Origin of the sequence: Mesorhizobium sp. M0563, assembly GCF_040321065.1 — a bacterium.
Lineage (GTDB): Bacteria > Pseudomonadota > Alphaproteobacteria > Rhizobiales > Rhizobiaceae > Mesorhizobium.
Genome location: NZ_JAMYQV010000013.1, coordinates 105,228 through 122,269, shown reverse-complemented (window position 1 = coordinate 122,269; position 17,042 = coordinate 105,228). Strand labels below are relative to the sequence as shown.

The 17,042-nt window shown below is 61.1% G+C and carries 16 protein-coding genes and 1 tRNA gene; 8 read left to right on the top strand and 9 right to left on the bottom strand.

Translation table 11 applies throughout. From position 1 onward, the window contains the following. Window positions 1-470: 470 nt before the first annotated feature. From NKI50_RS18025 to NKI50_RS17990, 8 genes are all read left to right on the top strand, one after another. Complete coding sequence (locus tag NKI50_RS18025) at window positions 471-860, top strand: hypothetical protein (protein ID WP_352717243.1); 390 nt, start codon at window positions 471-473, stop codon at window positions 858-860. Window positions 861-894: 34 nt separating this feature from the next. Beyond that, window positions 895-1,329 carry a hypothetical protein gene (locus NKI50_RS18020; RefSeq protein WP_352640392.1) on the top strand — a complete coding sequence of 145 codons (435 nt, stop codon included), beginning with the start codon at window positions 895-897 and terminating at the stop codon, window positions 1,327-1,329. 119 nt (window positions 1,330-1,448) lie between these two features. Further along, entirely contained in the window at window positions 1,449-2,444 is a 996-nt protein-coding gene (locus NKI50_RS18015) for a PDZ domain-containing protein (RefSeq protein ID WP_352640391.1), read from the top strand. A gap of 39 nt (window positions 2,445-2,483) precedes the next feature. Further along, entirely contained in the window at window positions 2,484-4,808 is a 2,325-nt protein-coding gene (locus NKI50_RS18010; protein ID WP_352717240.1) for a lysozyme inhibitor LprI family protein, read from the top strand. A 16-nt stretch (window positions 4,809-4,824) separates the two neighbouring features. Continuing rightward, window positions 4,825-5,241, top strand: a complete 417-nt coding sequence (locus NKI50_RS18005) for a lysozyme inhibitor LprI family protein (RefSeq protein WP_352717238.1) — start codon at window positions 4,825-4,827, stop codon at window positions 5,239-5,241. A 15-nt stretch (window positions 5,242-5,256) separates the two neighbouring features. After that, window positions 5,257-7,134: a M60 family metallopeptidase gene (locus NKI50_RS18000; protein WP_352717236.1), complete on the top strand. Its 1,878-nt coding sequence runs from the start codon at window positions 5,257-5,259 to the stop codon at window positions 7,132-7,134. Window positions 7,135-7,248: 114 nt separating this feature from the next. Beyond that, window positions 7,249-7,722, top strand: coding sequence for a hypothetical protein (locus NKI50_RS17995; RefSeq protein ID WP_352717234.1), 474 nt, complete (start codon window positions 7,249-7,251; stop codon window positions 7,720-7,722). A gap of 88 nt (window positions 7,723-7,810) precedes the next feature. Next, window positions 7,811-8,182, top strand: coding sequence for a DUF4087 domain-containing protein (locus NKI50_RS17990; protein ID WP_352640386.1), 372 nt, complete (start codon window positions 7,811-7,813; stop codon window positions 8,180-8,182). Window positions 8,183-8,303: 121 nt separating this feature from the next. Here NKI50_RS17990 and NKI50_RS17985 read toward each other — a convergent pair. From NKI50_RS17985 to NKI50_RS17945, 9 genes are all read right to left on the bottom strand, one after another. After that, window positions 8,304-8,388: transfer RNA gene (locus NKI50_RS17985), tRNA-Leu, on the bottom strand. Window positions 8,389-8,461: 73 nt separating this feature from the next. After that, complete coding sequence (locus tag NKI50_RS17980; RefSeq protein WP_023718820.1) at window positions 8,462-9,082, bottom strand: 2,3-bisphosphoglycerate-dependent phosphoglycerate mutase; 621 nt, start codon at window positions 9,080-9,082, stop codon at window positions 8,462-8,464. A gap of 25 nt (window positions 9,083-9,107) precedes the next feature. After that, complete coding sequence (dapB, locus tag NKI50_RS17975; RefSeq protein ID WP_036244690.1) at window positions 9,108-9,932, bottom strand: 4-hydroxy-tetrahydrodipicolinate reductase; 825 nt, start codon at window positions 9,930-9,932, stop codon at window positions 9,108-9,110. A 5-nt stretch (window positions 9,933-9,937) separates the two neighbouring features. Beyond that, window positions 9,938-11,797, bottom strand: a complete 1,860-nt coding sequence (locus tag NKI50_RS17970) for an ABC transporter ATP-binding protein (protein WP_352640385.1) — start codon at window positions 11,795-11,797, stop codon at window positions 9,938-9,940. A 119-nt stretch (window positions 11,798-11,916) separates the two neighbouring features. Continuing rightward, a complete protein-coding gene (locus NKI50_RS17965) occupies window positions 11,917-12,942 on the bottom strand; it encodes a glucokinase (protein WP_023718823.1) in 1,026 nt (341 codons plus the stop codon). Between the two features lie 119 nt (window positions 12,943-13,061). Next, on the bottom strand, window positions 13,062-14,153 hold the full coding sequence (gene mepA, locus NKI50_RS17960) for a penicillin-insensitive murein endopeptidase (RefSeq protein ID WP_031193975.1): 1,092 nt from the start codon (window positions 14,151-14,153) through the stop codon (window positions 13,062-13,064). A 56-nt stretch (window positions 14,154-14,209) separates the two neighbouring features. Next, window positions 14,210-15,118: an SDR family oxidoreductase gene (locus NKI50_RS17955; protein WP_352717230.1), complete on the bottom strand. Its 909-nt coding sequence runs from the start codon at window positions 15,116-15,118 to the stop codon at window positions 14,210-14,212. After that, entirely contained in the window at window positions 15,115-16,275 is a 1,161-nt protein-coding gene (gene queG, locus NKI50_RS17950; protein ID WP_352717228.1) for a tRNA epoxyqueuosine(34) reductase QueG, read from the bottom strand. The genes NKI50_RS17955 and queG overlap by 4 nt, the downstream gene beginning before the upstream one ends. Further along, window positions 16,256-16,948 carry a glutathione S-transferase family protein gene (locus NKI50_RS17945; protein WP_023678968.1) on the bottom strand — a complete coding sequence of 231 codons (693 nt, stop codon included), beginning with the start codon at window positions 16,946-16,948 and terminating at the stop codon, window positions 16,256-16,258. The genes queG and NKI50_RS17945 overlap by 20 nt, the downstream gene beginning before the upstream one ends. Window positions 16,949-17,042: the final 94 nt, after the last annotated feature.

The following is a 17,042-nucleotide window of genomic DNA, read 5'->3' as shown; positions in this document are numbered from 1 at the left end:
TAACAAAGCTAACGGAACATTCCGTAATCTTTCTGGAGATCATGTTTCAGTATCTGCTAAGATAACCGGTGCTGATTCCGAAATATTAAGCATCTGCCAAATTCAATCCTGCGATATTGGATTTGTCCTTGTCACAGTCTGACTCGGATGCAATTTCTTGGATGCACAGCCGCGTCAGCGGATCGTTGAAACATGCTTGGGCGGACGGGGCACTAAGCATGGAGAGGAATATTGACATTCTCTAATGCGGCGGCCCCCGCCGGGAGCGTTCCCTCCCACGTAAGAGATTACCGCAACCGTCGGCTAACTCGTCGAATGCATCGTCCACAGCCGGGCTCTCGTTCGATGGCCGGCGAAGCTTTGCCCTCCTCCGATTGGCGCCAGACTTCGCGACAAAAGCGGGGATCGCCGCCTGCGATAGCCTTCCGATGCGGACGATCCGAGCCGCCAGCCAGTCGGAGGAATGAATCATGAAATTCGTAATCTATGCGGCCTTGGCCACTGCTTTGATGGCGATCTCCGGTTGTACCACCGACGACTACGATGGTTGTCGCGGAAAGGGCTGCCTGGTTGATCGGTCCCATAAAGGGAGCCGGAAGATAGACGACCGGCCGCAGTTCGACAGGAACGGCAATCCCAACTTCGATACCAGGGGCCGTTACATCGGCTGCCATGGGCTCGGATGTAAAGTCGACGATCCTGATGACGGGGATCAAAGCATCGACGACAGGCCGCAGTACGACAAGGAAGGCAATCCGAACTTCGATACGCAAGGCAACTACCAAGGCTGCCGCGGCATCGGCTGCGAGGTCGATACACCGGACGATGACAACTCATCGGACGACGACGATTCCGATTAGTGGACCCTCCAATACGAACGAAGAGGATGCCCTCATGTTTGAATCCAACGGTCTTATCCTGCGATGTGCCAAAATCGTGATGATCGGTCTCATGGGGTTGGGAATGACGCTGACCTTCGCTTTCGCCGCGAATGGTGCCTGCGACGGCGTAAAGGTCGATGTGACGAAGGCGCGCAAGCAGGAATATGCCCCCCTCGTTGCCTCGGCGTTGGACAACAAGGTCAAGCCTGCTCGGGTGAAGTTCATCACGATCATGGAGAACGGCAACTGGAGCGCCGCCTACGTCTCCACGCCGGTGAGCGACGACGGCGTGATGTTCTTCCAGACGGTCGACGGAAAAAAGCAATTTCGCGACGTGTGGGGCGGCTATGCCGACCCGTCGGAAAAACCTGAACTGGTATCCTGGGCGAAGAAGCTCGGAGCGCCGCAAGATCTGGCAAAGTGTTTTGCCGAGGAAGTTACGGAATGACGGTGATGATCGCTGGAAATTGCCGCTGACCGTTGGTGCAGGGGGAGAATGATTGGTGAGCGCTCCGGGACGCCGGGCCTCTGAGATCGGTTCCAATGATCAGCTGCAGGATGTGCAAAATGCAAACTGTTCGAAAGTCCAGACTGATAATGCAGTTCGCCCGTGCATTGGCAACTTCAGTGAAAATGACGGCTGTTGTGAGTGTAGCCGTCCCGCACACGATCAATGTTGCGTATGCCAGCAAATATGATCTGCCGAAACCCTATGTTTCCCGGGCTCTTAACGCGGTTTTGATACCCATCAACCACGCCTCTCGGCACCGCTACCAGATCCCGCCCAAGCTTCGCGGGGTGTATGTCTTGGCCGTTGCACCCCATGGCGTTGCCGCGCGGCAAGGCATCCGGCCGGGTGACGTGCTTGCCACAGTGCGGCATCAACCGATTTCGACGCCGACCGATGTCGACCGACTCGTATGGGCCGCTCTTGCCGTGAGCGCTACCAGTTTTCTGTTTGGCGTGAACCGCGGAACAGAAGTCGCAGATGTCGTCGAGGTCAATACCAACATCACCGTCAACAACTTCAATACCAACATCTCGGTCAACAATATCTCGCAATGGACGAGCGTCGATAACCATGAGGAGTGGACGCAGATCGTCGATCAGTACGACGACGAGATGGAGACAAGCCTCGAAGACACAAGCTATCGCGAAGACGACTCCCTGCCCGGCGACGCCAGTCCAGACGCTAACGCGACTTCTGCCGATGCTGACGACGATTCCAACGATAGCAGCGCAGACACCGATGGCGATACCTCGGACGAGAGCACCGATGACAGTTCCAATGATCAGGACGATTCAAGCGATCAGAATGACGATGAACAGCAGTCGGACGATAGTGATGACGACAACACCGACGACGATAGCTCGGATGACAATACCGACAACAATAGTTCCGATGACCAGGACAATTCTGGCGATCAGAACGACGATGAAGACTCAGCGAGCGGTGACGATGACCAAAACAGCACTGACACCGACGATGACAGCACGGATGGCGATGCGTCGGATGACAGTAGCGACGACAGTAATGGATCGGACGATGACGATTCCAACTAGCGGTCGTCCGGGCCTGCGGTTCTAAACAGAGCACAGTCGATGAAAACCTCGATCCTGACCTCTGCCATGATCTTGGCCACGCCAGCGTCCGTATTTGCCCAGGACAAGTGCTATGACGCCGCCAAGAACCAGGCCACCACGAACGAATGCGCCGACGCTGCATTCAAGGAATCCGACAAGAAGCTGAACGAGCTTTACAAGCAGATCGAAGCCCGCCTGAACGACGATGCGGATACCAAGACGCTTCTTGTTCAAGCACAGCGGGGTTGGGTCAAATTTCGCGACGCGGAGTGCAGTTTCCAGACCGCAGGATCGGTCGAAGGAAGCATGACGCCAATGCTCATCGCGCAGTGCATGGACAGCCTGACGCAATCCCGGGTCAAGGACTTCGAGGGTTACCTGAAGTGCCAGGAAGGCGATCCGAGCTGCCGCGTTCCGGCAGCGAACACATCACCTGCCGTATCCCCTGTGGCCGATGAGAACGGCCGGACCGGCCTTGCCCAGGCTACCGGCCCGATATCCATTCCATTGCAACATGTCAGGGAATACGGACTCGACAGTGATGAAGTCATCTATCACAAACTCGGGATCGTGGTGGGCATCAATGGTGCCAAGCCTCGTTTGTACGAATTCGACACCGGGTCGGATGAGTTCAACGCGGAGATCGATTCGAGTGTCCCCGGCATAAAGCCGGTGCCCGGCAGCAAGCCTGAAATGTACCCGTATGGAGACGGCACCTATGGAGATTGGGTACAACAGGTCCGTTTCGACAGCCTGTCCTATTACGATCCGGATGATCGCTCAAAGCCTGTCGTAACCCTCGATGGCGACTTCGCCGCTGGTCGGGTGGTGGATTACGTCTACACAAAGGGTTTCGGCGACCTCGAGGATGTGAAATTGACGCAAAAGCCCGTGGGCCACCACGGCGATACGCCGGTCTATGCGGATCTTAATGCGCGCAAGAGCATGCAGAACGGCGAACCCGGTGATTCGACGACGTTTTACGGCGTCTTTGGAGCCGCCGATTTTATCTTTGCGGGAGATCAGACCACTGCCCCCGGCAGTCAAACCCAAAGCGGCTATGTGGTCTCTGCCAATGCAAATCTTGGAAAAAAGAAGACCACACCGGGTTGCGGTCCCTGCCTGGCGCTGAATTTGTCCCCCAGTTTGAGATCCCAGTTTACGGCCCTGATGCCTTGGGGCGAACTGGGTTCTCAGCTTTACGAACATTACCAGAAGAGATTCCCGCAAACAGGCGCGAACGCATCCAATGTGAACGAAGGCTCTTACCGTTATACAATTTCTTTTGACTATATGGGAAAGAAACGTTCGGTTGATTTCAATGGGCCCGTGTTGTTGGATACAGGAACGGCGACTTTTGTCTCCATAACCTCAGAGGGTGTTTTAAATAAGCTTCGATCGAGAGGATTTCAACTCAAGGAATATAGTTCTGATATAATGGACTTAAAGTTTTTTGGATTTGACGATAGCTTTAACAACAAGGAATACAGCGATGTCGTTATCGATCGCCAAAGTGATGAGGTTGACGGCAATGGAATTACTATCGGCTTACCCTTCTTTCAGTCCAATTCCGTAATGTATGATCTGGAAAACAAGACGACCGCATATTCACCCTATTTTGTCAGCGCTGGCAACTTTACGACTGACGCGGCTGCCAAGGATCAAGTTCAGCTGAATCGCGCGACCAGCGATGCTGGAAGCAAAGGATGGCTCGGACTGGCCGGCATCGTCTCCGGCACCGGCGACTTCACGATCGAGAAGGACGCGGACGTGCGCATGACCGGGGGCAATACCTACACCGGCACAACCCATGTCGCGGCCGATGGGTACCTTACTCTGGCCGGGCCGGGCAGCGTCGAGCATTCCTCGCGCGTCACGGTCGACGGTGTGCTCAACCTCGACCAGAAAGGAAACCACCTGAAGTCCTGGGGAGTGGCGCACTCCCTGAACGATACGGCCATTCGCAACCTGAACGGAAAAGGCGAGGTCTATCTGGGTGCGGGCAGACTGATCCTGACAGAAGCCAACGGGCAATTTGATGGAACCATAGCGGACTTTGATGACGCCGGCGGCATGAGCGGCGGCCTCGTTGTCGCCGGCGGCAAGCTGACGCTGAGCGGCAAGAACACCTATTCAGGCGTGACGGAAGTCGCGTCAGGGGCGCAGTTGCGCGTGACCGGGTCCTTGACCGGCGACGTTTCCGTCTCGGGACTCCTTGCCGTTGACGGGGAAGTCTCCGGCAAAGTCACGGTCAAGGAAGGCGGCAGGCTAACCGGTTCGGGAAAGGTCGGCAGCGTCACGGTCGCCGAAGGTGGCAAAGCGGATCCAATGAAAACCAGATAATAGGAAAGGGAAATCGATGAAAACCGCAATTCTGACTGCTGCCATGGTTCTGGCCATGCCGACGTTCACCTTTGCCCAGGACAAGTGCTACGCCGCCGCCAAGGATCAGGCCTCGCTGAATGCGTGCGCCGATGCGGCGTTCAAGAAATCCGACAAGAAGCTCAATGAGCTTTACAAGCAGATCGAAGCCCGCCTGAAGGACGATGCGGATACCAGGAAGCTTCTTGTCCAAGCTCAACGGGATTGGGACAAATTTCGCGACGCCGAGTGCAGTTTCCAGACTTCAGGAGCGGCCGGAGGAAGCGTAATGCCGATGCTCACCGCGCAGTGCATGGACAGCCTGGCGCAATCCCGGGTCAAAGCCTTCGAGGGTTACCTGAAATGCGGCAAGCAGGGCGATCCGATGAGTTGTCCCGTTCCGGCCGCGAATTGACACCTCGGTGCCGGGATGAAGACCTTCATCGTATCTGCAGTGCACTTGATAGCTGGGCTGTTGCTGGCGGCAGTTGTTACGGTCGCAAGTGCCGCTGAGATCCCCGAAGGGGACTATTACATCGTCGCGAAGCATTCCTACAAAGCGCTCACCGCCTTTGAAGGCAGGCATGGCGAGATCGTGCTTGGTCAGTCCGCTCGCAAACCCAAGGATGGTCCCGCGCAGCTGTGGACCATCACCAGGGCGACCGGGGAAACGAACGGCGCAACCTATCAGATCCGGTCTCGACGATACGGAACGTATCTTGCTGGGGGCGACGAAGACGAAAACGGGAATACGAGTGTCGTCCTCAAGGACGAGCAGTCCGCTGAGGGGCAGGCATGGCGCTTCAAGCCGCATCTGAACAGCTATGGCATCGAGCTGGATGACAGCGGCACGACGCTCAACGTCAGGGCCGATGAACGTGCGGACGACGCTCAGATCATCGTCTATGACGCCAGCCTGGACGATAACGCCCAGTGGTTGCTTTATCCGGCCGGCAATGGAGACCGACCGGCAGCGGCGTCGGCAGCGGTGTCGGAATTCGACAATCTGAACAAGCGCTATCGCCTCGCTCCGATGCCTGCAGCCACACCCGAGGCCAATAGGCTGAGACGCACGAAGCTGATGGACGATCAGCCAAGCGGTGTGTTCGTGAGAAAGGGAGAGGCAGTATCGGTTACGGCCGAAGGCCTGCCGCCTTCCCCCGACGGCTTGATGATCATGATCGGCCCGATGAACAGCTTCTATGACGAAAGACCCCAGGATGACCCGCAATTGGTCATTGCCAAGGAAGGGCGCACCGACTTCACGGCGAAGCGCGACGGGCTGATCCATTTCCGCTACGCCTACAGCGGCTTCAGTGCGGCTCTGCCTCCGATCGACGTGGCAATCGTGCGCGGCGGCAGTTCGATCCCCCTCTACGTCAAGGGAAAAACAAGCTTCGAAGACTGGCGTAAAATGCTCACCGACATGCCCGGTGCGCCATTCGTCGAGATGATAAGCGAGCGTGTTGCCATTACCGCGACCCGCAAAGTCTATATGAGGGCGCCTCAGGGCGACCCTGCGGAAATTCTCGACACCCTCGAGCAAATTCTAGGCTGGTACGATGCACTATCCGGTCTCGACGGTTCCCCCAAACTTCATCGGGCATCCCGTTTGCGCATGCACTATCAGCAGGACACGGTGACACCGGCGAAGGTCTTCGACGACGGCATATACATGTACGCAGGCAACTATTTTATGGGTGTCCCCGGCAGCAACATGGGTGATTTGCTGGACGTGAATAAGCTGCGGCAAGCGTGGTCGATCTGGCATGAAACCGGCCATATGTACCAGCAGGAGGATTGGACCTGGGGCGAGATCGTAGAAACTACGGTCAATATCTATTCCCTCAATGCCCAGGCACATTTTGGCCATCCGTCCCGCTTGAAAGAGCGCGATGACTCTACCGGCAAGACGCCGCTGGATCTGGCGGCGCGATATCTGGCGCGGAAGACGCGCGATTTCGACAATGAAAAACAAATACGTGCCAGCGCGGATGACGACGATGAGCTTTGGGTGCGGCTGGTCATGTTCGATCAATTGCGCCGGGGTCTCGGCGAGGACTTCTATCCGAAGCTTCACCGATATTACCGCGAGCATCCACTGGACGATGCCAATAAGCAAGATGCGGTCAAGGTACGAACCTTCATCCTGCGTGCCAGTACGGTCGCAAATCAGGACCTGACCCAGTTCTTCTCCGATTGGGGGATGCACATAGAGCAGGAAACCGCCGACAGATTGAAGCGTTTGAATCTGCCTCCAGCAGATCCTCAACTGTCGCGCGTTGGTCTGAATGTTGTTTCACGGTGAAGCCGGCGGCGAGCGCGATGCCGGCGCCAGACACGAAAGGATGCGGGGGTATCGGCATTGCGTGAGGGGCCTTAAAGGAGGTGGATTGTGAAACGCTATAGATCACTGCCCGCAGTGACGATTGCAGCATCTGCGCTGTTGGCATGTGTTGCGTCGGCAACAGCCCATGGCGACCTCGGCTTCGACGTCAACGTCACGCTGTCCAAAAAGGCAGCCGCCAGGCTCGCGGCTAAAAAGGAAGGGATCGTTGTCCTCGCTTCCTATTACGGTGACCCGAAGCGGAGCGCCGAGAAGCACGCCAACGAAGTCGGCCAGATCGATCTCACGCCGCAGGACGAAGAGGTCGAGATAGCGGGCACAGCGGGCCACGCCCACATCAGCGGCACAAAGGTCGACACGAAGCGTCTCGACTGGCTCGCCGGCCCTCCCGAGGTCAACGTCAACGTTGCATCCGCACGCAAGAGCAGTCCGGACAATCTGCTCAGCTGCGATTTCATCGACGGTCCACTAAGCGATGTCCAAAGGAAGCCTGTGACGCTTCATTGCGGATTGATCGAAGAAAATGTGGACACGAAGTTGAGGCCATAAGGCCTACAAAATCATGCCGCGTCGTTACCTGCGTCAACGCAGATTATCGGCGGCATGACCTGCTTTACTTAAGGAGGTAAAGGTTCTCATGCGCCCATTATTCGCTACCTGTTTCTGCCTGGCCATCATGTCCTTGCCTGCCGCCGCCTACGCCGAGCGCCGTTGTGGCTGGTACTCCAGCCCGACACCCGGCAACCTCGTCCTGACCGACAGTGACGGGGATTGGTGGATGCAGATGCAGGGGCGACCGGATCCCAAAGGCATCGACAATGTGCCGGCCTTTGATGAGCGGCAATTCGTCGAGACCAATGTGCCTGGTTCCGGCCACGGCTACGGATGCGCGTGCATGAACGTCGTAACCAACGCCAAGCAGCAAAAGATCACCAGAGTGATCTCCGGCGAAATCCTTCCGCTGGTGCGCTGCCGCAACGACAGATCGCTGCCTAACCCGGACGGATAATTATTGGATACTTATGGGGTACCATGGGCGACAGAGGACATCCGGCCAAGAAAAAGGCCCGGCAAAACCGGGGCTTTTTCTTGGGGTTCCTGAACCTTATCAAAAGTTCGAAACGGGAATTTGGTGCCCAGAAGAGGACTCGAACCTCCACTCCTTGCGGAACACGGACCTGAACCGTGCGCGTCTACCAATTCCGCCATCTGGGCTGGTGCGCGCTCATTAAGCGGGCAAAGGATGAGTGTCAACGCGCTTTTTTGAAAGCCGCGTTCCTTCTCCGGCTCAATGCTCCAGCACTTCCTTCGACGCTACCGTGGAATCGGCGTTGAGCGTATAGATGATCGGCACACCGGTGCCGAGCTCGAGCTTGACGATCTCCTCGCCCGACTTGCCGTCCAGCGCCATGATCAGCGCGCGCAGCGAATTGCCGTGCGCCGCCACCAGCACGGTGCCGCCGCGCAGCACATGCGGCTGCAGATCGTGCAGGTAATAGGGCCAGACGCGCGCGCCGGTATCCTTCAGGCTTTCCCCGCCGGGCGGCGGCACGTCATAGGAGCGGCGCCAGACATGCACCTGCTCCTCGCCCCATTTCTTGCGCGCATCATCCTTGTTGAGGCCGGAGAGATCGCCATAGTCGCGCTCGTTCAGCGCCTGGTCGCGGATGGTCTCGAGCCCGCTCTGGCCGACAGCGTCTAGAATGTGCTGACAGGTCTTCTGCGCCCGGATCAGCGACGACGTGAAGGCGATGTCGAATTTCATGCCGCGCGCCCTGAGCTTGGCGCCGGCCGCCTTGGCTTCGGTATGGCCTAGTTCGGTCAGGTCGACGTCGCGCCAGCCGGTAAAAAGGTTCTTCAGGTTCCACTCGCTCTGGCCGTGGCGCACGAGCACGAGAGTTCTCGACATATTTGCTCCTTCAAATTTTTATGGATCAACTGGTCAGGCCGAGCACGTCCCGCATCGAATAGAGGCCCGGCTTGCGGCCGCGCGCCCACAGGGCTGCCTTGACTGCGCCGCGGGCAAAGATCGCCCGGTCCTCGGCATGGTGGGCGAGCGTGATGCGCTCGCCGGTACCGGCCAGCACCACACTGTGGTCGCCGACGACCGAGCCGCCGCGCAAGCTGGCGAAACCGATCGAGCCTGCCTTGCGCACGCCGGTATGACCGTCGCGCGACCGCACGCTGTTCCCGTCAAGGTCGATGCCGCGCCCATTAGCGGCGGCTTCGCCGAGCAGCAGCGCCGTTCCCGACGGCGCGTCGACCTTGTGCCGGTGATGCATTTCCAGGATCTCGATGTCGAAATCGTCGGCATCGAGCGCGCGCGCCGCCTGCTCCACCAGCACCGCCAGCAGATTGACGCCGAGGCTCATATTGCCTGACTTGACGATCGTCGCGTGCCGCGCGGCGGCCGCGATCCTGGCGTTGTCTTCGGCCGAACAGCCGGTGGTGCCGATGATGTGGGCGATGCGCGCCTGCGCCGCGTAGCCGGCGAATTCGACGGTCGCTTCCGGGGTGGTGAAATCGAGTACGCCGTCGGCCTTGGCGAAGACCGGCAGCGGATCGTCCCCGATCGCCACGCCGAGCCGGCCGACGCCGGCCAGCTCGCCGGCATCCTTGCCGATATGGGGCGATCCGGCCGGCGCGATGGCGCCGGCGACACGCGCGCCCGGTATGGTGTGGATGGCGCGGATCAGCGCCTGGCCCATGCGGCCGGCAGCGCCGACCACCACCAGGCCCATTTCACTCGCGGTCGGCATGTCACTCATGAATGTCTCCCGACCACCTTTTTCGCGCGGGCATTTTGCGCCGCACTCTGGATTGGCTTGCCGTCATCGACAAGCCCCAGCCCTTTCCTGCCTTGCACCCGGTGAAACCGCGCATAGACGCTGTGCGGGTCGGCCATCAGCGAGGCGTGCGTGCCCTGTTCGACCAGCCGGCCCTGCTCCAGCACGATGATATGGTCGGCATTGACCACCGTCGACAGCCGGTGCGCGATGACAATGGTGGTGCGCCCTTCCATGACATGGGTCAGCGCTTCCTGGACGCGGGCCTCGGCCTCGTTGTCGAGCGCCGAGGTGGCTTCGTCGAGCAGCAGGATCGGCGCCTGCCGAACGATGGCGCGGGCAATCGATACGCGCTGGCGCTGGCCGCCCGACAGCGTCACGCCGTTCTCGCCGACGGGCGTGTCGTAGCCTTGCGGCTGCTGGCGAATGAAATCGTCGGCCGCGGCCTGTTGGGCAGCGCGTTCAATCTCGGCGTCGGTGGCGCTCAGCCTGCCGTAGCGGATGTTGTCGCGGATGGTGCCTTCGAACAGATAAGGCTGCTGCGAAACATAGGCGATCGAGCCGCGCAGCGAATGCTTGGTGACCTTTGAAATGTCCTGGCCATCGATATCGATGCTGCCCGATTCGACGTCGTAGAAGCGCTGCAGCAGCGCAACCAGCGTCGTCTTGCCGGCGCCCGAAGCTCCGACGATGGCAGTCACCTTGCCGGCAGCGGCGACAAAGCTCAGATCCTGCAGGACCGGCGCCTCTTCGACATAGCGGAAGGACACATTGTTGAAGCGCACTTCGCCAGAGGTGAATTTCGCCTCGGCGGCTCCCGGCACGTCACCCTGCTGCGGCTCGAGGTCGAGAAGCTCGTAGATCATGCGCGCATTGACCAGCGACTTTTCCATGCCGACCTGCATACGCGCCAGCCGCCTGGCGGGGTCATAGGCAAGCAGCAGGGCGGTGATGAAGGCAAACACCGCGCCCGGCGGTTGGCCGCCGACAGTCGCCCGGTAGCCGGAATAGGCGATGACGCCGGCGACGGCGAAGCCGGCCAGCATTTCGGAGATCGGCGTCAGCCGTTCCGAGACGCGGGCGATCTTGTTTGCCCGCTGCTCGGCGCCCGCGACGAGGCCGCCGATGCGGCGCGACAGCTCGTCTTCCAGAGTGAAGGCCTTGACGATAGCGATGCCTTGCGTCGCTTCCTGCATCGCGCCGATCAGCCGCGAGTTGATCTGCACCGATTCACGGGTGATGCGACGCACCCGGCGCATCAGATAGGTGACACTGTAGATCAAAGGCGGGCCGATCAGCAGCGACATCGCCGAGAGCATCGGGTCCTGCCAGATCATGACGCCGACCAGCGCGACAAGCGACACGGCATCGCGCGCCAGCGATGTCAGCGTCATCGACAGGAGATCGCGGATGCCGTTGACGTTCTCGTTGATCTGCGCGGCGAGCCGGCCCGAGCGGGTGTCGTTGAAGAAGCTGACGCCGAGCTTCATCAGATGGTCGAAGATGCGGCGCTGATAACGCGCCACCAGATTGTTGCCGATTTTGGCCAGCGTCACTGCCTGGCCGTAGCTGGCCAGCCCGCGCAGCATGAAGGCGGCCAGGATCGACACGCTGATCAGCGCGATAAGATCGCCGCGCTGTTGGTAGAAGATCTGATCGATGACATCCTTCATGATCCAGGCTGTGAAGGCGGTCGTCGCCGCGATCGTCACCAGGCACAGCACGGCAAGAGCATAGTACCAGCGATAGTCGCGGCTGTTCTCGGCGATGATGCGGCGGATCACCGCCACGATCTCGCTGGGACGGACTTTCCCTTTGGTTGGTGCTGGAAGTGTCAAGTTGGAGCGCTTTGTGGTTTCGGTTCGGCCGGGCTGCAATTCGGCAACCTCTTAACGCCCCAATGGCGGCTTGCCTATGGCCGGGGACGGCGAAACTTCGTCGCGGCGCAGCTTGTGTCCTAGACCCGCCAGCGCCGCCCCGCCGTCTGCACGCCGAACAGCGACGGATTTCTGGCATAGGCGGCCAGCCCTAAAAGCGCCGCCAGCGGATGGGTGATGACATAGACCGGCATGCTGCGCATCAGGGCACTGTGCGGCGCCTTGTCCTCGAAGGCGGCGCGGAAATTGCCGGTCCGCAGCGCCGGCAGGATTTTTTGCGCGATGCCGCCGGTGAGAAACACGCCGCCGCGGCTCATGAACACCAGAGCGAGGTCACCGGCGGTGCGTCCCAGGCAGGTGACGAAGATCGACAGCGCCTCTTCGGCCACCGGATCGTTCTTTGCCAGCGCCGCGGCGGTGATCTCGGCGGGCGTGGTAAAGGGCGACGGCTTGCCGTCCGCCTTGGCCACCGCCCGGTAGGCATTGACCAGGCCGCGCCCGGACAGGATCTGTTCGCCGGAGATGCGGCCCTCGAGCTTCTCGATATGCGGAAACACCTGGAAATCGCGCGGCGAGCGCGGGCCGATATCCATATGGCCGCCCTCGCCGGGCACCGGTATCCAGTGATGCAGCGCATAGACCAGCCCGGCGACGCCGAGCCCGGTTCCCGGGCCGAGCACTACCCGCCCGGAATTCGGTTCCGGCGCGTCACCGCCGATCTTTTCCATATGCTCTTCGCCGAGCGCGACGACGGCCAGCGCCTGCGCCTCGAAGTCGTTGAGCACCACGACGTCGCTGAGACCGAGACTGGCGAACATCTGTCTCGGCTTGACGATCCATGGGCAATTGGTAAGCGGGATCTCGTCGCTTTCGACAGGACCGGCTACCGCCAGCACAGCTGAATTCGGCCGGACCGACGAGCGGTCGAGCACGGCCGACTGGATCGCCTCGTCGATCGTATTGAAGTTGGCGGTCTGGACGATCGTCGGCTCGCCGGCTTCGGAATTCGCGTCAAGCACGATCGAGAAGCGCGCATTGGTGCCGCCTATGTCGCCGATCAGAATCGGAAACCGCAACAGAGTGTCGTCGTCGCTTACGCCTGGCATGCTCTCGTCCGTTCCCGACGCGTATCGCCGTTCTCTCGTTGACTAGCGCATGACCGCAAAAAGGGAAATCGGTTTTCGAAGTGGAGATGCACGGATGCAGACAGCGAACACGCTGCCCATCAGTGCCCCGGTCGTGGCCGCGGCAGCGGAATGCGGATCTCGGGGGTCGCCACAAAGGCGTTCGCCGAGGCCGGAAGCGCTGCCGCGCCGGCTGCGACCGTCGGCGGCGGCGAAGGCTCTGCCGCGGGAGCGGGTACGGCCGCGATCGGCACGCCGTCGCCATAATAGGTGACTGCTTCCGCCGAGGCCGGAGCCGGCGCGTCGAGCACGAACTGGCATTGCCTGGGCAGGTTCGCCATCGTCATCACGTCGCGTGCCTTTGGCTTGTCCGGATTCTTGTTGGGGCGCCACGGCTCCTCGGTGAACCACCAGGCCAGCGCCTGGTCGCAGCCATCGCCTGGCGCCGTCGCTTCCTGCGCCTTGCAGTCGGGTGACCCAGGCTGGCAGCCGATACGAATGTGGAAGTGGTAATCGTGGCCCCAGAACGGCCTGACCTTGCGCAACCAGCTGCGGTCGCCTTTGACCGTGTCGCAGAGCTTCTTCTTGATCCCTGGATTGACCAGGATGCGCTCGACTTCGGGATAGCTCGCGGCGCGCCTCAACAGCCGCGTGTGCATCGGCGTCCACAGGCCATCCTTTACCAGATGGGTCTTTTCATCGACCATCAAGGTAGCGCTGATGTTTTCGCGCTCTTCGGTCGAAAGCTTGCGGTCGGGCATCGGCGTTAGCCAGATGTCGGCGTCGAGGCCGATCTGGTGCGAGGCATGGCCGCTCAGCATCGGCCCGCCGCGCGGTTGCGAGATGTCGCCGATCAACAGGCCCGGCCAGCCGTCGGCCGCGGCATCGCGCGATAGTTTCTCGATCATCGCGATCATCGCCGGATGGCCCCAACGGCGGTTGCGCGACGGTCGCATCACCTCCCAGTGCCGGCCGTCCATGGGCAGCGCGACGCCGCCGGAAAAACAGCCTTTGGAATAAAAGCCGATCGATTGCGCTGCTGCGAGTGCCGGCAGCTTTTTGGCGCCGAACAGCTCTTTTGCCCGTTGCTCGGCGCTCGCCGTTTGCGCGGCAAGCGTTAGGCCGGCGACGGCCAGTGCTGCCGTCAGCAGCAGTGTTTTTCCCGGCAAGGCTCGCTTTAACGTCTTCCCCAAGCTGGACCCCTCCGCGATTTGAACCGCATCATACCACGCCCCGCGCAACGTATCGATCACGACCGTTTCATCGGACTGCGCGCCTCGCCGTCGCGCCAGTCGCCGCTCGCCCACATGGCGTCGAGAGCCGAGCGGTAGTCGGGAAAGCGAAAGCCATAGCCGGCCGCCTTGATCGCCGCGTTGGCGACACGCTTGTTCTCGCCATAGAAGGACCGCGCCATGGGCGAAAGTTGGGCGGTCTCGAACGGAATTTCGGGCGGCGGCTCGATGCCCATCAACCTGGCGGCATAGGCGACGACGTCCTGCGGCGGCGCCGGCAGGTCGTCGGTGACGTTGACGATGCCGCCGCGATCGCCTTCGGCTAGATGCCAGAGAGCGCCGGCAATATCGTCGCAATGGATGCGGTTGAACACCTGGCCCGGCTTGACCAGTCGCCGGGCGGTGCCGTTTTCGAGATTGACCAGGGCGTTGCGGCCCGGCCCATAAATGCCGGAAAGCCGCAGGATCGCCACCGGCCGATGGATGTCGTGGCCCAGTTGCAGCCAATCCTGCTCGGCTGCGACACGCATCACCGACCGCTTCGACAACGGCCGGCATTCGGCGGCCTCGTCCACCCAGTTGCCGCCATGGTCGCCATAGACGCCGACGGTGGAGAGATAGGCGATCCATTCGAGCTCCGGCATGTTGGCCACGATCACCTCGCGTGCCGCGCCCAGCACCGGGTCGCCGGCCTCGTCCGGCGCGACCGAGAGGACGAGATGGGTTGTCTTCCCAAGCGCATCGCCGATTTCGGAAGTCAGCGTGCCATCGAAACGCAGCGGCACGATACCGGCTTGCCGCAGCGCCGCGAATTTTTCCAGCGACCGTGTTGTACCGAAGATCGTTGTGTCGGCATCCCTGTTGGCGCCGGCGAAGGCCCTGCCCGAATAACCGGCGCCGAAGATGAAAATCTGCTTTTTTGTCATGGATGGGCCTCGATCGGCTTTGGCAGGGCCAGAAGCCATTCGCCTCTTACCGCCTCGTCACCTTCTACTTGCAAAGCGGCTGCGGCACGTTCGGCAAATTCCTGACCCGGCACTAGCCGCGACAGCGCCCATACCGCGGCGCCGCGAACCAGCGGCGAGGCATCGTCGAGCAGCGCGCGGACGGCGCCGGCCAGCGACAAGTCCTGGGAATTGCCGGCCGCGATCAGCACGTTGCGGATAAAACGGTCGCGGCCGATGCGCTTGACCGGCGAGCCCGAAAAAAGCGCGCGGAAGGCAGCGTCGTTCAGGCAAAGCAGCTCGGCGAGCGGCGGTTCGCGCAAGTCCGCGCGGGCGGCAAGCTTAGCCTCGGAGGCAGCTTGGGCGAACTTGTTCCACGGACAGGCGGCCAGGCAGTCGTCGCAGCCATAGATGCGATTGCCGATCTTTTCCCGGAACTCATGTGGGATCGGTCCTTTGTTCTCGATGGTGAGGTATGAAATGCAGCGCCGCGCATCGAGCCGGTAAGGCGCCGGAAAGGCGTCCGTCGGGCAGGCGTCGAGACAGGCGCGGCAGGAGCCGCAATGATCGTCCTCAGGCGCGTCCGGCACCAGCTCGGCCGTCGTGAAGATGGTGCCGAGGAACAGCCAGGAACCATGGGCGCGGCTGACCAGGTTGGTGTGCTTGCCTTGCCAACCGAGGCCGGCCGCCTCGGCCAGCGGCTTTTCCATCACCGGCGCGGTGTCGACAAACACTTTGACGTCGCCGCCGGCGCGCGCCACAAGCTTGCCGGCGATCGCCTTCAGCCGGCCTTTCATGACGTCATGATAATCGCGGTTCTGCGCATAGGCGGAGATCGCGCCGCGATCGCGTTTTGCCAGGATGTCGCGTGGGTCGTGGTCGGGGCCGTAATTCATCGCCAGCACGATGATCGAGCGGACCTCCGGCCAAAGCGCCGTCGGTTTGCCTCGCCGCTCGAGCGTTTCGGCAATCCAGTCCATCGATCCGTGAAAGCCGTCGGCAACGAATTCGGCTAGCCGGGCCGGCGCCTGCGGGATCGCATCGGGCGTCGTGACGGCGACGGCGTCAAAGCCGGCGTTCCGCGCCTCGCGGTCGATCAGCGCGCGCAGCTTTGCCGCGTCAGAAATCGAGGTCCGCATAATGTGACACCGGCGACAGGCCGCGCACCCGGTCGGACAGAAGCGGCCGGAACGAAGGCCGTGATTTCACCCTAGTATACCATTCGCGCGCAGCGCTGTGTTCGCGCCAGTCGATCTCGCCGAGATAGTCGAGCACCGACAGTGCCGCCGCCGCCGCGAGATCGGCATAGGTGACCTTGTTGCCGGCCAGCCAATGACGGGTGCCGGCCAGCCAGTTGGTGTATTTCATGTGCTGGCGGATATTGGCGCGGGCGGCGCGGATCGCCGCCGAATCGGGCGAGCCGCCGCCCGCCGTTTCCGGCATGACCGGCTTCAGAACGCGCTCGCGCACCAGGTGCCGGGTAACCTCGCTTTCCGCCTTGTTGAGGTACCAGTCGGTCAGCCGGCGGATTTCGGCGCGCTCCATCGGATCCTCGGCGAATAGCCGCTTGTCGCGCTTGAGTACGCCGCGCGTCTCGTCGAGATATTCGGCAATGACCACTGCGCCGACGATCGGCACGTCGCCTTCGGCGAGCAGGATCGGCAGCGTGCCGGCCGGGTTCAGCGCCAGGAACTCCTTGCGCCGCGTCCACGGCTTCTCTTCGATCAGTGCCAGTTCCTCGCCATACTCGCCAAAGGCGAGGCGGACGAAGCGGCAGCTGGCGAACATCGGATGGTGGAAAAGCGTCAGCATGGTCCCGCGATAATAGAGCGCACTGGCAAATCGCCGGCTGCGCCGGTAAGTCTTGGCCGCCCGATTCAGGGGCTGTCAGGGTGCTGCGACCTAT

Excerpts from the sequence above, each read along its gene's own strand:
- NKI50_RS18025 (WP_352717243.1), top strand. The coding sequence starts at position 471 with ATGAAATTCGTAATCTATGCGGCCTTGGCCACTGCTTTGATGGCGATC.
- NKI50_RS18020 (WP_352640392.1), top strand. The coding sequence starts at position 895 with ATGTTTGAATCCAACGGTCTTATCCTGCGATGTGCCAAAATCGTGATG.
- NKI50_RS18015 (WP_352640391.1), top strand. The coding sequence starts at position 1,449 with ATGCAAACTGTTCGAAAGTCCAGACTGATAATGCAGTTCGCCCGTGCA.
- NKI50_RS18010 (WP_352717240.1), top strand. The coding sequence starts at position 2,484 with ATGAAAACCTCGATCCTGACCTCTGCCATGATCTTGGCCACGCCAGCG.
- NKI50_RS18005 (WP_352717238.1), top strand. The coding sequence starts at position 4,825 with ATGAAAACCGCAATTCTGACTGCTGCCATGGTTCTGGCCATGCCGACG.
- NKI50_RS18000 (WP_352717236.1), top strand. The coding sequence starts at position 5,257 with ATGAAGACCTTCATCGTATCTGCAGTGCACTTGATAGCTGGGCTGTTG.
- NKI50_RS17990 (WP_352640386.1), top strand. The coding sequence starts at position 7,811 with ATGCGCCCATTATTCGCTACCTGTTTCTGCCTGGCCATCATGTCCTTG.
- NKI50_RS17980 (WP_023718820.1), bottom strand. The coding sequence starts at position 9,082 with ATGTCGAGAACTCTCGTGCTCGTGCGCCACGGCCAGAGCGAGTGGAAC.
- dapB (WP_036244690.1), bottom strand. The coding sequence starts at position 9,932 with ATGCCGACCGCGAGTGAAATGGGCCTGGTGGTGGTCGGCGCTGCCGGC.
- NKI50_RS17965 (WP_023718823.1), bottom strand. The coding sequence starts at position 12,942 with ATGCCAGGCGTAAGCGACGACGACACTCTGTTGCGGTTTCCGATTCTG.
- NKI50_RS17955 (WP_352717230.1), bottom strand. The coding sequence starts at position 15,118 with ATGACAAAAAAGCAGATTTTCATCTTCGGCGCCGGTTATTCGGGCAGG.
- queG (WP_352717228.1), bottom strand. The coding sequence starts at position 16,275 with ATGCGGACCTCGATTTCTGACGCGGCAAAGCTGCGCGCGCTGATCGAC.
- NKI50_RS17945 (WP_023678968.1), bottom strand. The coding sequence starts at position 16,948 with ATGCTGACGCTTTTCCACCATCCGATGTTCGCCAGCTGCCGCTTCGTC.